Source organism: Pradoshia sp. (assembly GCF_051873915.1).
Lineage (GTDB): Bacteria > Bacillota > Bacilli > Bacillales > Pradoshiaceae > Pradoshia.
Window position 1 is genome coordinate 1 of sequence record NZ_JBJEFJ010000044.1, and the last position, 13855, is coordinate 13855.

Sequence of the window (13855 nt, forward strand, 5' to 3'; positions counted from 1 at the left end):
GCTTTTAAACGAACAAATCGCGATGGTTTAGCTAAGGTATTAGCTGAAACGCTTGATTCATATGGCTGCAAAGAATTAATTATGTCTAATGATGTGCGTTATGAGGAGTTTGGACTCGTAAAGTACTTTGAGGAGCAGAAAAATCAGCTGAATGTACATGTATGGGATCCTTCTATTGGCAAGGATAATCAAATGATTGCGGAAAGAGCAGATGTGGGCCTTGTATTTAGTGACATTACTCTTGCCGAATCTGGCACAGTAACATTGTTTAATAATAAGAATAATGGCCGTTCGATTAGTCTGTTGCCGCGGACATTTATTGCTATTATTCCTAAAAGCACTTTGGTGCCAAGAATGACTCAGGCAGCTAAATACATCCACGAAGCACAATCCGCCGGTCAAGATGTCCCTTCATACGTTAGTTTCATCACCGGCCCAAGCAACAGTGCTGATATTGAAATGAAACTTATTGTCGGCGTCCACGGACCTGTTAAGGCTACATATATAGTGGTTGATTAAAAGTAGAGGACCTTGTTCTACTATAAGAAGTTAGTAGAAAAGTCACTAATATGATAAGTATTTGATGGTTATTTGGCTTAAGTCCTGTATTCAAGTGGGCTTAAGCCTCTTCATTTTTCTTGCTAACGCTCAATTTAAATACATATATCTTCAATGGCAGATAAACGCTCCTTATTTATCACATTTATATAAACATATATGGTTGTACCCCAAGAAGCTCTATATCTTATGTATCGTCCCACTCTAGATATTTACCACTCCAGCATCAACGATCATAATTCTTTTCTTAAGAAAAGCTGTATTTCTAAAAACTCCCCGATAAGTGGATAGATGATATTTGTTAATCTGTCTACTTATCGGGGCTCTCTATTATTCTGCCTGGTTTGCAATAGTGTTGATTAACGGTTCCAGCCAATCGTCCAAGTGACTGAAGTTGAATCCATTCTCTTCTGCTTTTTGATTGGACATATACCAGGAGTCCGGGATGGCATACGGGGAACGTATATCATCATTGCCCACTAACGATATTCTGGCGGATTCTCCAGTCGCTTTTTCGATTAACGTAATCAGCTCTGCCATAGAGATTTTCCCGTTCGCCGTAGCATTGATCGGTCCTTCAATCTCGGTCATCCCAGCCCATTTCAAGAATTGTGCTGCCTCTGTTCCTTGAATGAAAGACATTTCTGCATCGGTGTTCACAAACCCGATAGGTTCTCTTTTGGTTATGCGTTCAATGTGGAAATGCAGACGCCGTGTATAATCATCTTCGCCCATCACGATCGGGAAGCGAACAGCGACGACAGGGAACTTGGCGTATTTGAAGAAAACGGCCTCTGCCTGGCGTTTTCCTTCGCCATAAGTGAACCCACGCTTATCGCCCATCCGAATCTCTTGTTGGTACGGGTCAAAATCACCTTCGTGTTTTTCTTTTCCATCTATATCATAGGTCGATAATGTTGAGGTGAATACAAGCTTTGAGATTTTGCCGTTAAATACTTCACAGAATTCATACGCTTCATTCGAGGAATAGCAAATATTATCGTATACGATGTCAAAGTGACGGCCTTCAACAGCTTTAGCCAATTCCTCCTTGTTACAGCGGTCAGCAGTCAGATGTTCGACTTTATCGCCAAACGGGTTGCCTGATTGACCCCTTGTCAGAATCGTTACCTTGTGTCCGTCTTCGACTAATAGGTCTACTAATTTGCGGCCGAAGAAACGAGTGCCGCCTAGTACGAGGATAGTTTTCACCGGTTTGTTTCCTCCTTTGTCAGATTACTCTATTATTATACCCTTTTAGAAGAGATTGACAGCCAATTAAAGATAAGAAAGAAGGACCCTCATCCGTTATGAACTAGAGTCCTTCAATGCGGTAATTCCTTCTACACCAGCATTGTTGAAGAAACCTTCCATTTTCCCGAACTTCTCTAATGTCTTGTCAACATAAGCCTTAACTTGATTTTCTTTTGATACATCAGCCTGAACAGCTAATACTCTATCATGCTCTAAACCGAGATCTTTCACAACAGGTTCTACAGCTTCTAAATTCAAATCTACTAACGTTAATTTTGCTCCTTCGTCAGCTAGTTTCTTGGCTTTAACTCTCCCAATTCCCCCGGCAGCACCTGTGATAACAATTACTTTGTTGTCAAAGCTGCTCATGATGAATTCCCTCTGTTGGCAGAAATGCAAGCGCTTTAACTAACCTTACAACTATTTTCTATATTGGTATCTTTTATTCTAATTAAGTTTTTCCTGGGTAAATGAAACTGATGAACGAGAAATGAATGAATGTAGCGGCAAATCTTTATCAATCATATAGGAGTCGAAATTCAGATGGACCGATCTTTTAGCTAAACAGGATAGGAGACCGATTCTGCTTAACAGCATGTTAGTAAAGAAATTTGATTCATCAGGTTTCTACCTTTTTCTTCCATGCAGCATAGGAAATCATCCGCCGTTTGCCGAATGTAATAGCTTAAAAGGAGGCATTCTATGAAGATCAATAAGTTTGTCATGCCAGAGGTGATTTTCGGGTCTGGAGCGATCCATCAAGTCGGAGAAAGCTGTTCGAGACTCGGAGCTAGAAGAGTCCTTATCGTGAGTGATCAAGGGGTGCTGCATGCAGGCTGGCTTGAGATTGTGTTGGATAGCTGCCAAAAGGCTGGGCTGACCTCTTCGGTTTTCTTCGATTTAACGACGAATCCTAAGGATTATGAAGTGGAGGCGGGCCGAAAAGTCTATGTGGATCATGAGTGTGATGCGGTGATTGGGGTAGGGGGAGGAAGTGCGATTGATACAGCGAAGGCAATTGCCATCCTGGTTACGAATGGGGGACATATCCATGATTATGAAGGGGTGGACAAAATCAAGGAGCCGCTTCCTCCCTTAGTCATGATTTCTACCACTGCCGGCTCAGGCTCTGAGGTTTCCCAGTTTTCCGTGATAGTGGATTCAGAGCGGAAGAAGAAAATGACGATTGTCTCTAAGTCCCTTGTACCGGATATCGCCATCATCGACCCCCATACACTCACGACGAAAAGCCCGCAATTGACTGCATCAACCGGCTTGGATGTCCTGACACATGCGATAGAAGCGTATGTCAGCATTGCGGCAACACCTCTGACAGATGTGCAAGCAAAGAATGCGATTTACCTAACAGCAAATTACTTACGGCCCTCCGTTGCATCGACCATGAATGAAGAGGCAAAAGCTCAAATGGCGATGGCGAGTCTTCAAGCGGGACTAGCCTTCTCAAATGCGATATTAGGTGCCGTGCATGCGATGTCACATGCGATAGGCGGTCGCTTCCCGCTCTTGCATGGCGAGGTGAATGCCGCCTTGCTCCCTCATGTGATGGAATTTAATTTTCTTGCTGTTCCGCAAAAGTATAAAGAAATAGCGGAAATCTGCGGCATCTCTACGGATACGCTGACACAGATTGAAGCTGGCGGAAAGGCGATTGAGTTTGTCAAGAAACTGTCTCTTGATATCGGTGCACCGCAGAGATTATCTGATATGGGATGGAATGGGGACATGATAGAGGAAATGAGCCAGATTGCGATAGAGGATGCCTGTATGATCACCAATCCGCGGGATATTACGTTGGATGATGTGAAAAGATTGTTTCAGCAGGCTTTATAGGGAGTGGTTTTTGTGTATGAAAGGCAGATGATGATTGAACGATTAACAGGGGTTCAATCATCCAAGCGAAGCTATTATACGGAGCTGAAGAATACAGTAGCCGAATTGCAAAAGAAAAACATGCAGCTTGAAATCATCCATGAGGTCATGAAGAACCTCAATGTAGAAATGTCGATGGATGACATGCTAAGAAACATCATGGATAAACTGATTACCATCTTTCCTTTTGATCGTATTAGTCTCTCGATTCGGAAAGGAAATGAGCTTATTCTATCAAATGTATACCCGAAGAAATTAGGCTATCTTCCTCGGAATGTGACCTTGGAGAAGGAGAATTCGGTATATTGGACGGTTATACAAAAGAAAAGAATGCTCTTTCACACAATCCCCTTTGAAAAAGAGGAGGGTGAATTCATTGAAAATCAAATCTTCCGGGTGAATGGTATTCAAAGTGCGCTTCTCTTTCCTCTTCATAGTAAAGGAAAGGTAACGGGGATTGTGAGTATCGGCAGTTTTGGAATCCTGAGCTATGATGAGGCAGATGTGGCGTTCCTGCAGCAATTAGCCGATCAGTTTGCGGTTTGTTTGGAGAATGTCCGTTTATATAATGAAGTCCTTACCACCCAGAAGGAATGGGAGGATACATTCCGAGCCGTCATTGACATGATTTTTGTTGTGGATTTACAAGGGGTGATCATGAAGGTGAATGAACAAGCCACTCGATTCTTCCAGCCTCGAAATCCTCCATTAGTCGGTGAGAATATCCATGATCTCTTCCTTCAAGAAAAAGAGATCTCCGAGCTTTTGCATGAAAGCTATCAATCTCAAGTGGCTTGCTTTCGGGAGATCCGTTTAGCAGACAACCGGATTGTTGAAACGTTTTCAAATCCGGTTTTTAATGAGGAGCAGCAAATGTATGGATTCATTCTTTACATGAAAGACATATCGGAGAAAAAAAGAATTGAATCCCAGCTGATTCATTCGGGAAAGCTTGCAGCCATTGGAGAACTAGCGGCAGGTGTTGCCCATGAGCTTAATAATCCTTTAACAGCCATTCTTGGAAATTCACAGCTCCTTGAGAGGGATGACAGAATAGACCCGGTATCCCGCAGTTTGTTGAATGGAATCACGAATAGCGGAAGAAGATGCAAGAATATCGTTCAAAATCTCCTTACCTTCTCCAGACAGGATGAATACCTCTTTGAAGCATGCTCCTTAAATGAGGCGGTTGAACAGGTTATGAGTCTAGTTGGTTATCAAATTCACATGCAGGAAATCAACATGAATGTACAATTGGATTACACATTGCCTAAGATCAATGGCAGCGTGCAGCAATTGAGCCAAATTGTTCTCAATCTCGTCTTGAACGCAAAGGATGCACTTGAGGGCATGTCTTCAGATAAGAGGAAAATCATGATTGTCACGGGTCAGGAGGGAGACTTCGTGTATTTATCTGTTTCAGATTCCGGGGAAGGGATACGCAAGGACCATCAATCAGAAGTCTTTCACCCTTTCTTTACGACCAAGCCGGCCGGTCAAGGAACAGGCCTCGGTTTATCGGTTAGTCTAGGGATTGCCCAGGCACACGGGGGTTTTATTGAGATGACGAGTGAGCCAGGCATGGGAAGCCGATTTACGTTGAAGCTCCCGAAGATAGAATCAGAAGGGGGAGAGCCATGAAAGACATTTTGATTATTGATGATGAGCCGGAAATCAGGCATTTCCTCTCTTATCTGCTGACTCAGAAAGGGTATCATGTCACGCTTTGTAAGAGCGGGCGTGATTTTTATCAGATGCTGCCGGAATTATCGGTCGATTTAGCGATGATTGATGTTAAGCTGCCAGATGCGAGCGGTTTGGATCTTTTGAAACAGCTGAAACAAGCATTTCCTGCCTGTAAGACGATTATCATGACAGGCTACAGCACGGTAAAAACAGCCATAGAGGCCATAAAGCTTGGAGCCAATGATTATATGGAAAAGCCCTTTGACCAGATCGAGGAAGTGGAAGCCTTAATAGAGCATTTGCTGGATTACCCTGAAGCGCCAGGCGATGCGGATATTCAGCATTTAGTCGGTAAATTGGGATTGATCATTGGAGAAAGTGAAGATATGCGGCATTTGCTTACTCTCGCTTATAAGATTGCCCGAAAGAATATCAATGTACTAATAGAAGGGGAAACCGGCAGCGGGAAAGATCTTCTCGCTCAGTTCATACATCAGGCAAGCCGTCGTGCGGATTCCCCCTTTATTGCTGTCAATTGCGGCGCTCTATCCGAATCTCTGTTAGAGAGTGAATTGTTTGGCCATGAAAAAGGAGCATTTACAGGAGCGGTTAAGAGCCGTAAAGGGGTGTTTGAAATTGCCCATAATGGATCGTTGTTTCTCGATGAAATTGCGGAGGCTTCTTCAGCTACGCAAGTGAAGCTATTGCGAACCATTGAAACAGGGGAGTTTAGAAGAATTGGGGATGAAGAACTCCGACGGACAAATACCCGGATCATTGCGGCCTCACATGTGAATCTTTCGAGGGCTGTCGAAGAAAATCGTTTTAGGGAGGATTTGCTTTACCGGCTGGAGGTGGTGAAGCTGACAATTCCTCCTTTACGGAATAGGAGAGAGGACATCCCCCTTCTGGTGAAGCACTTCTTGAATGTTCATCAATCCTCCCTAATCTTTTCGGATGAAGCGATGACGATCCTGATGGATTATTCATGGCCAGGCAATATTCGGGAATTATCGAATGTGGTAAAGCGGGCAATCACGTTTGCTGAAGGAGAGGTTTCATTGATGACCCCGTCCTATTTGCCGGAGAAAATGAACAATTCTCCTATTCTCTTGGAGAATCAGCAGCTGGATCAGATAAAGGGTTCTCCCTTGGAATCGTATATTGACAACTGGAAGAAGGGGATCGTGCAGTTATGGGAAAGTGAGAATGAAACGGCCCTGGACGAAGTGCTTCTGCGTGTGAAAGAGCTTGAAGTGGAGGTAGGCAGGGCATTCGTCACGAAGGCCATGAAAGAAACAATGGGCAATCGAAAAGCAGCCGCTGAGAGGATGAAGATATCGACTCGCCAGCTGCGGTATTTATTAAGTGAAAAAAGCTAGGGTGCCGGTTTATGACCGTACCCTAGCTTAAGTCAATCATTTGTTCACATCTTTAGGACGATCCGGCCGTTGATTTGTCCTTTTTCCATCTTATCGAATACCTCGTTCACGGAATCGAGTGGAGTAGATTCAATGATGGTTTTCACTTTTCCTTGTGCAGCGAATTCAAGTGCCTCCTGCATATCCTTTCGAGTCCCTACAATGGACCCTCTGACGGTCACGCCATTTAACACTGTGTCAAAGATCGGGATTGGAAGGTCATCATGTGGAAGACCTACCACCACCAATGTTCCGCCGCGCTTCACGGATTGATAAGCTTGTTCAAAGGCTGTCTTTGTGACGGCTACACTGATAGCAGCCTGGACTCCGCCAACCTGCTCCTGAATGGCTTGAGCTGGATCGACGCTTTTGCCATTGATTGTGATATCTGCCCCTAGATTCTTCGCGAGGTCAAGCTTCTCATCTGCTATATCGACCGCGACGACATTGAAGCCCATCGCTTTCGCATATTGCAGGGCAACATGACCCAATCCCCCGATACCGTAAATCGCCACCCAGTCGCCAGGCTTCGCTTCTGAAACCTTTAAGGCTTTATAGGTGGTTACACCTGCGCAAAGAATGGGAGCAATCTCAACAGGGTCGACATTATCAGGAATTTTGGCTACATAGGCTGCTGGTGCCTTGCAATATTCAGCATAACCTCCATCAACAGAATAGCCTCCATTCAATTGATCAGGACATAATGTCTCCCGGCCTGTTAAACAATATTCACATTCTCCGCAGGCAGAATAGAGCCATGGAATGCCAACGCGATCACCAATCTTAACATTTGTAACCCCGTCAGCTACTTCTTCAACGATTCCTACCCCTTCATGTCCAGGAATGAGGGGAAGCTTCGGTTTAACCGGCCAATCCCCATGGGCTGCATGCAAATCAGTATGACAGACTCCACAGGCTTCAATCTTAACTAATACCTCGCCAAACTCAAGTGTTGGCTTCGGGACTTCTTTAATTTCCAGGGTATTCTTGAATTCATTCACAACAGCTGCTTTCATGAGCAATCAATCCTCCTAGAATAAATGGTTTCAATCTATACAGTTGCAAGATTCATGCCAAGCAGTAAAAGCCCGTCAATATCAATCTTTTCAGTCATGGATATCCAAGTGTGGTCAAATATTCGTCCAATTACGCCAAATTTTTGGCAGGTGGGACAATTTTTCGGCAGAAATAAAAAAGGAGCATTCCGGTTGACCTATTACCCATAGGGGTATATGATAGTCCTATCAAACAAAACGGAAGGGGGACGACAACCATGAACTATGATGATAAAGTGAAGAATCGCTTGAGCAGGATGGAAGGCCAGCTTCGCGGAATTCATCGCATGATGGAAGAGGAAAAAGATTGCCAAGATGTCATTACACAGCTGTCAGCCGTCCGTTCTGGAATCGAGCGTACAATCGGTCTCATTGTCAGTGAGAACCTGGTGGAATGTGTAAGGGCAGCCGATGGCAATGAGGATCAGGTGAATGAGTCAATTGCTGAAGCGGTGAAATTATTAGTGAAGAGCAGATAGATTGACGCCCTATATTTTTTTGGTTAGTATTGTACCCATAGGGGTATAAGTATAAAGCAATTTCAAGGAGGAAATATGGAACAGAAATCAACCAATATCATTTTATTCAGTGGAGATTATGACAAGGCGATGGCCGCCTACATTATTGCGAACGGAGCGGCAGCTTACGATCATAAGGTAACAATCTTCCACACATTCTGGGGAATTAATGCTCTTCGAAAGCAGCACCCAGTCGATGTGAAGAAAGGCTTCCTTGAGAAAATGTTCGGCAAAATGATGCCGCGCGGTGCAGAAAAGCTTGCCTTATCAAATATGAATATGGCTGGTATGGGTCCGAAAATGATCAAGCATGTCATGAAGAAGCATAATGCACTTACATTGACTGAGTTGATCGAGATGGCACAGGAGCAAGAAATCAACCTAGTCTCTTGTACGATGACAATGGATCTATTGGGACTTGATAAGGAAGAGTTATTGGACGGCGTTCAATATGCAGGAGTTGCTGCTTACTTGGCGGATGCTGAGAATGGCGCAGTAAACTTGTTCATCTAAGGAGGAGCTTATGGAGTGGATTGTTTTAGCGGCAGCGCTTGTTCTCTTTTATCTCCTCAAGATGCGAGGGGCAAAAGGGGTCAGCAATATTACGGCCGCAGAGCTTGAGAACCGGTTGAATGATCGGAATGCATTCTTCCTCGATGTGCGAACGAACGGCGAATTTAAGGGCCGGCACATCCGCGGATTCAAGAATATCCCGCTTGGCAGCGATTACTCGAAGCTTCCGCATGACAAGGAGATTATCGTCATATGCCAGAGCGGCATGAGAAGCCAGACGGCTTGTAAGCAATTAAAGAAATTAGGCTATGCCAATGTGACAAATGTACGCGGCGGCATGAATAGTTGGAGAGGATGATTCATATGACAGCTATGTCAGCGAAAGAAGTACAGCAAAAACTAGAAGCAGGGGAAACCCTTCATATTATAGATGTACGCGAACCGTTTGAAGTGGAAGAGGGCCATATTAAAGGGATCACTCCTATTCCGCTTGGTGAATTAGAGGAGCGGATTGGCGAACTTGATAAGAATAAAGAGTATATCATGGTGTGCCGTTCAGGAGCACGCAGCAGCAAGGCGACTGCCTACCTGGAAGCAATGGGCTATCAAGCCATTAATATGAATGGCGGCATGATGGCATGGGAAGGCGAAATCGCCTAAAAAATTTTCAATAAAATATACCCTATGGTGTATAGGAGGATTATGAATGGCAATAAAAGCAGACGTTCATCTGGACGCTAAAGGGTTGGCATGTCCGATGCCAATCGTCAGAACGAAGAAAGCAATCAAAGACCTTGAAGATGGTCAAGTACTTGAGGTTCAAGCAACTGATAAAGGATCAAAGGCCGATCTAGCCGCTTGGGCTGAATCAACCGGCCATCAATACATTGGCACAAATGAAGAAGGCGGCGTTCTTTACCATTACATCCGTAAATGTGAAGAAGGAGATGCAGTGGAGAAGACGTATGAGCCTACTATCTCCAACGAGGAAATCATGGATAAGGATGGTCTTATTCTGGATGTTCGTGAAGAGGCGGAATATGCCTTTGGACATATCGAGAAGGCGAAATCCATTCCGCTTGGGGACTTGGAGTCACGCCTTAATGAACTAGATCCGAATCAAGAAATCTACGTCATTTGCCGTACAGGCAAACGAAGTGAATTTGCAGCTCAGAAGCTTGCGGCCAAAGGATTCAGCAAAGTCTATAATGTTCTGCCTGGTATGAAGGATTGGAACGGGCCGGTCGTGAAGGAAACAGAATAACCGAATTTGTCAGGAGGGTATATCCAAGCCCTCTTTTATAAAAATCTAAATTATACCTATGGGGGTAATTAAACATGACAGTATCTAAGTGGACAGCGGCAGATGTTGCCCGCTACGTAATCGAAGACAAGAAATTATTCATCCTGGATGTTCGTAATAAGGACGCATTTGAGGATTGGAAAATAGAAGGACACAAATTTGAATACCTAAATATCCCATACTTTGACTTGCTGGACGGAGTAGAGGAAATTCTTCCGCAAATCCCAGAAGATCAAGACGTTCTCGTTGTTTGTGCGAAGGAAGGTTCCTCCATCATGGTTGCAGATATGATGGCAGAAGCTGGACGCGACGTTGCTTATCTTGAAGGCGGCATGAAGTCTTGGAGTATGTATCTTGAGCCGGTTAAGGTCGGCGACTTGAAGGATGGCGGAGAGTTGTATCAATTCGTCCGTCTTGGCAAGGGATGTCTCTCTTACATGGCCATCTCCGGCGGAGAAGCAGCCATCATTGATGCGGTCCGCTTCGCAGATATCTTCGTTGATTTCGCGAAGGAAAAAGGGGTAGAGATCAAGCATGTATTTGATACACACTTACATGCAGACCATATCTCTGGTGGACGTCAGATCGCAGAGAAAACAGGGGCAACTTACTACCTGCCTCCAAAGGATGCAGAAGAAGTTGTATTTGCCTACACACCGCTTGAAGACGGTCTAACGGTTGACCTAGGTGCAACGAAGATTGAAGTCGGAGCGCTTTACTCTCCAGGACACACAATCGGATCGACATCATTCGTGATTGATTCCAGCTACTTGCTGACAGGAGATATCCTGTTCATTGATTCCATCGGCAGACCAGACTTAGCCGGTCTTGCAGAGGACTGGGTGTCTGACCTTCGTGAAACTTTATATAAACGCTACCGTGCGCTCGCTGATGATTTGATTGTGCTTCCTGCACACTTCATGATTATTGACGAATTGAACGAAAATGGCTCCGTGGCTAAGCGTTTAGGGGATTTATTCGCAGAAAACCATGGCTTGAACATTGAGGATGAGGAAGTATTCCGTAAGACGGTTACAGAAAACCTGCCGCCGCAGCCAAACGCTTATCAGCAAATCCGTCAAGTCAATATGGGTAAAATCACCCCTGACAATGACGAGCAAACCGAAATGGAAATCGGCCCGAACCGCTGTGCCGTACGCTAATAGAACAAAACCATAATTCAACCTAAAAGGAGAATGATTCATGAATATCACAAAAACATTAGATGCAAAAGGCCTGGCATGCCCAATGCCAATCGTAAAGACAAAGAAGACAATCGCAACGATTAATTCCGGTGAGGTATTGGAAGTCCTCGTAACAGACAAAGGTGCCTTGAATGATTTCGCAGCCTGGACAGCTTCAGGCGGACACACGATTCTTGAACAAAAAGAAGAAGACGGCGTCCTTAAATTTTACATCCAAAAAGCGTAAAGCTATGGCGGGTTTTCGAACAGCGATGTTCGTAGCCCGCTGTCTTTCATAAAAAGGAGGAATGAAGATGGACTTGACGTTTATCGTCGTCATCTTTCTCATCGGTTTTATCGGATCGTTTGTCTCTGGCATGCTCGGAGTGGGCGGTTCCATCATTAAATATCCCATGCTCTTATACATCCCGCCATTATTCGGACTGGCAGCCTTCTCCGCTCATGAGGTTTCTGGCATCAGTGCGGTACAGGTGCTGTTCGCCTCCATTGCCGGTGTATGGGCATTCCGTAAAGGCGGCTATTTAAATAAATCACTCATCGTCTATATGGGTGTTTCCATCCTTATCGGGAGCTTCATCGGAAGCTATGGCTCCTCTTTCCTTTCTGAGGAAGGGGTCAATATCGTCTATGGTGTTCTTGCCGTAGTGGCAGCTGTCATGATGTTTATTCCGAAGAAGCAGGTAGACGACATCCCGCTCAATGAAGTGACCTTCAATAAGCCGCTTGCCGCTATTCTTGCTTTGATTGTCGGGGTTGGCTCAGGTATTGTCGGTGCAGCCGGCGGATTCATGCTCGTGCCGATCATGCTCACTGTCTTGAAAATTCCGACGAGGATGACCATCGCGACAAGCCTTGCCGTCACGTTCATCTCCTCGATTGGAGGAACAGCCGGCAAACTGATGACAGGGCAAGTGGATTACGGTCCTGCCATTATCATGATCATTGCAAGTGTCATCGCCGCACCGCTTGGGGCGAAGCTATCCAAGAACATGAACACAAAGGTACTCCAGATGATTCTAGCCTTGCTGATTGCCGGAACGGCAGTGAAGATCTGGCTCGATATATTGTAAGAAGAATGATAGTGTCCAATGGATGCTATCATTTTCTTTTATCCTTAAAATTTAGCAAGAGATAAAGATATTGGAAGCGTTTTAGTTTCCAATTAAATAGTTTACTGTTAAAATATACTTGAATAATGAAATATTGGGGTGTTGGAAAATGGGAAAACTAGAGGGTAAAGTCATCATCATCACAGGAGGAGCTGGAGGAATCGGGCTCGGCATGGCCAAAGCAATGGCTAAGGAAGGGGCTGTTCTTGCTATTGTCGATGTGAACGAAGAGGCGGGCAAAGCGAGTGAGAAGATATTGCAGGAAATCTCTCCAGAATCTATGTTTGTTCAAGCAGATTTGCTGGACCGTGAGAACCTGCCGAATATCATCCAAACAGTCATTGATCGATATGGCAAGCTGAATGTGCTTGTCAATAATGCACATGCTTCCAAGCAGAAGATGCTCGAGGATACCACACAGGAAGACCTTGATCTTTCCTTTGGAACAGGATTCTATCCAACCTTCTATTTAATGAAGGCCGCTCTGCCATATTTGAAGGAGACACAAGGCAATATCATTAACTTCGCATCTGGTGCCGGAATCAATGGGGACGAGACACAGGGCGCTTATGCAGCCGCGAAGGAAGCCATTCGCGGGATTACGCGTGTAGCAGCCAATGAATGGGGCCGCTTCGGCATCAACGTCAACTTGATCAGCCCAATCGCAAATTCTGAAGGCGTACAGGCTTGGAAAAAGGCACAGCCTGAATATTATGAAGCTGTCGTACAAAAAATCCCAATGGGCCGCTTCGGTGACGTCGAAAAAGATATCGGCCGTGTCGCTGTCTTCCTTGCGAGTGAGGATTCTAGCTATATTTCCGGCCAAACCATCATGGTTGACGGCGGAGCTACGAAGCTTCGTTGAGGTCATCATATGGAACAGGAAAATTTATTCGACTTGATTCATTCCATCGAGCTCATTTCAAATGAGCATATCGTCCGGTTCACCTCTCAATTCTCGTATCCAATCGGGATATCGGCTATTCTCGTGCTTGCGGAGCTTCGATTAAGAGGACCGCTAAGAGCAAGTGAGCTTGCTGATATGCTTGGCTATACGAAAGGGGCGGTGACCCATATTTCCACTAAGCTCGTCACCCAAGAACTCGCTGAGCGGCAGTATACAGAGGAAGACAGAAGAACGGTCTTTTTAAAGATCACGGATAAAGGAAGCACGGCTTTGGCAGAAGCAGAAAAGCTCGGTCAGGATATTTACTTAGAGCTATTTCAAGAATTGACCGAGAACGAGCTGGAAGAATATTTGCGCATCCAGCGCAAGATGGTAGAGGGATTAAAGAACAGGCGCCTTACGAAACCTGGGGGTTCACATAATAGATAGATAAATA

General features: G+C 44.8%; 17 protein-coding genes. 14 read left to right on the plus strand and 3 right to left on the minus strand.

Annotation, left to right across the window (positions count from 1 at the left end; translation table 11 throughout):
- Positions 1–519: LutC/YkgG family protein (locus tag ACI35L_RS04875; protein ID WP_439802342.1), on the plus strand; the 519-nt coding region annotated here is incomplete at its 5' end.
- 369 nt (positions 520–888) lie between these two features.
- Here ACI35L_RS04875 and ACI35L_RS04880 read toward each other — a convergent pair.
- Positions 889–1770, minus strand: a complete 882-nt coding sequence (locus ACI35L_RS04880; protein ID WP_439802343.1) for an NAD-dependent epimerase/dehydratase family protein — start codon at positions 1768–1770, stop codon at positions 889–891.
- A 96-nt stretch (positions 1771–1866) separates the two neighbouring features.
- Positions 1867–2181 carry an SDR family NAD(P)-dependent oxidoreductase gene (locus ACI35L_RS04885; protein WP_439802344.1) on the minus strand — a complete coding sequence of 105 codons (315 nt, stop codon included), beginning with the start codon at positions 2179–2181 and terminating at the stop codon, positions 1867–1869.
- Positions 2182–2514: 333 nt separating this feature from the next.
- Here ACI35L_RS04885 and ACI35L_RS04890 point away from each other — a divergent pair, with 333 nt between their 5' ends.
- The 3 genes from ACI35L_RS04890 to ACI35L_RS04900 are packed head-to-tail and all read left to right on the plus strand — an operon-like array spanning position 2515 to position 6770.
- The gene (locus ACI35L_RS04890; RefSeq protein WP_439802345.1) at positions 2515–3663 is read left to right on the plus strand and encodes an iron-containing alcohol dehydrogenase; all 1149 of its coding nucleotides are present in this window, start codon (positions 2515–2517) and stop codon (positions 3661–3663) included.
- 12 nt (positions 3664–3675) lie between these two features.
- Complete coding sequence (locus ACI35L_RS04895) at positions 3676–5343, plus strand: ATP-binding protein (protein WP_439802346.1); 1668 nt, start codon at positions 3676–3678, stop codon at positions 5341–5343.
- The gene (locus tag ACI35L_RS04900; protein ID WP_439802347.1) at positions 5340–6770 is read left to right on the plus strand and encodes a sigma-54-dependent transcriptional regulator; all 1431 of its coding nucleotides are present in this window, start codon (positions 5340–5342) and stop codon (positions 6768–6770) included. Before ACI35L_RS04895 ends, ACI35L_RS04900 begins: the two co-directional genes overlap by 4 nt.
- A gap of 44 nt (positions 6771–6814) precedes the next feature.
- Here the strand turns inward: ACI35L_RS04900 and adhP are convergent, their stop codons facing one another.
- Positions 6815–7825 carry an alcohol dehydrogenase AdhP gene (adhP, locus tag ACI35L_RS04905; RefSeq protein ID WP_049670391.1) on the minus strand — a complete coding sequence of 337 codons (1011 nt, stop codon included), beginning with the start codon at positions 7823–7825 and terminating at the stop codon, positions 6815–6817.
- A 257-nt stretch (positions 7826–8082) separates the two neighbouring features.
- Here adhP and ACI35L_RS04910 point away from each other — a divergent pair, with 257 nt between their 5' ends.
- From ACI35L_RS04910 to ACI35L_RS04955, 10 genes are all read left to right on the plus strand, one after another.
- A complete protein-coding gene (locus ACI35L_RS04910) occupies positions 8083–8343 on the plus strand; it encodes a metal-sensitive transcriptional regulator (protein WP_049670392.1) in 261 nt (86 codons plus the stop codon).
- 75 nt (positions 8344–8418) lie between these two features.
- Positions 8419–8895, plus strand: a complete 477-nt coding sequence (locus tag ACI35L_RS04915; protein ID WP_049670393.1) for a DsrE/DsrF/DrsH-like family protein — start codon at positions 8419–8421, stop codon at positions 8893–8895.
- Between the two features lie 10 nt (positions 8896–8905).
- On the plus strand, positions 8906–9253 hold the full coding sequence (locus ACI35L_RS04920; protein ID WP_439802348.1) for a rhodanese-like domain-containing protein: 348 nt from the start codon (positions 8906–8908) through the stop codon (positions 9251–9253).
- 5 nt (positions 9254–9258) lie between these two features.
- Positions 9259–9555 carry a rhodanese-like domain-containing protein gene (locus ACI35L_RS04925; protein WP_439802349.1) on the plus strand — a complete coding sequence of 99 codons (297 nt, stop codon included), beginning with the start codon at positions 9259–9261 and terminating at the stop codon, positions 9553–9555.
- A 46-nt stretch (positions 9556–9601) separates the two neighbouring features.
- A complete protein-coding gene (locus ACI35L_RS04930; protein WP_439802350.1) occupies positions 9602–10159 on the plus strand; it encodes a sulfurtransferase TusA family protein in 558 nt (185 codons plus the stop codon).
- A gap of 74 nt (positions 10160–10233) precedes the next feature.
- Positions 10234–11361 carry an MBL fold metallo-hydrolase gene (locus ACI35L_RS04935; RefSeq protein WP_439802351.1) on the plus strand — a complete coding sequence of 376 codons (1128 nt, stop codon included), beginning with the start codon at positions 10234–10236 and terminating at the stop codon, positions 11359–11361.
- A 40-nt stretch (positions 11362–11401) separates the two neighbouring features.
- A complete protein-coding gene (locus tag ACI35L_RS04940) occupies positions 11402–11629 on the plus strand; it encodes a sulfurtransferase TusA family protein (RefSeq protein WP_049670397.1) in 228 nt (75 codons plus the stop codon).
- 67 nt (positions 11630–11696) lie between these two features.
- Positions 11697–12473, plus strand: a complete 777-nt coding sequence (locus ACI35L_RS04945) for a sulfite exporter TauE/SafE family protein (protein WP_049670398.1) — start codon at positions 11697–11699, stop codon at positions 12471–12473.
- A gap of 148 nt (positions 12474–12621) precedes the next feature.
- Positions 12622–13377, plus strand: coding sequence for an SDR family NAD(P)-dependent oxidoreductase (locus ACI35L_RS04950; RefSeq protein WP_439802352.1), 756 nt, complete (start codon positions 12622–12624; stop codon positions 13375–13377).
- A gap of 9 nt (positions 13378–13386) precedes the next feature.
- On the plus strand, positions 13387–13848 hold the full coding sequence (locus tag ACI35L_RS04955) for a MarR family winged helix-turn-helix transcriptional regulator (RefSeq protein ID WP_439802353.1): 462 nt from the start codon (positions 13387–13389) through the stop codon (positions 13846–13848).
- Positions 13849–13855 lie beyond the last annotated feature (7 nt).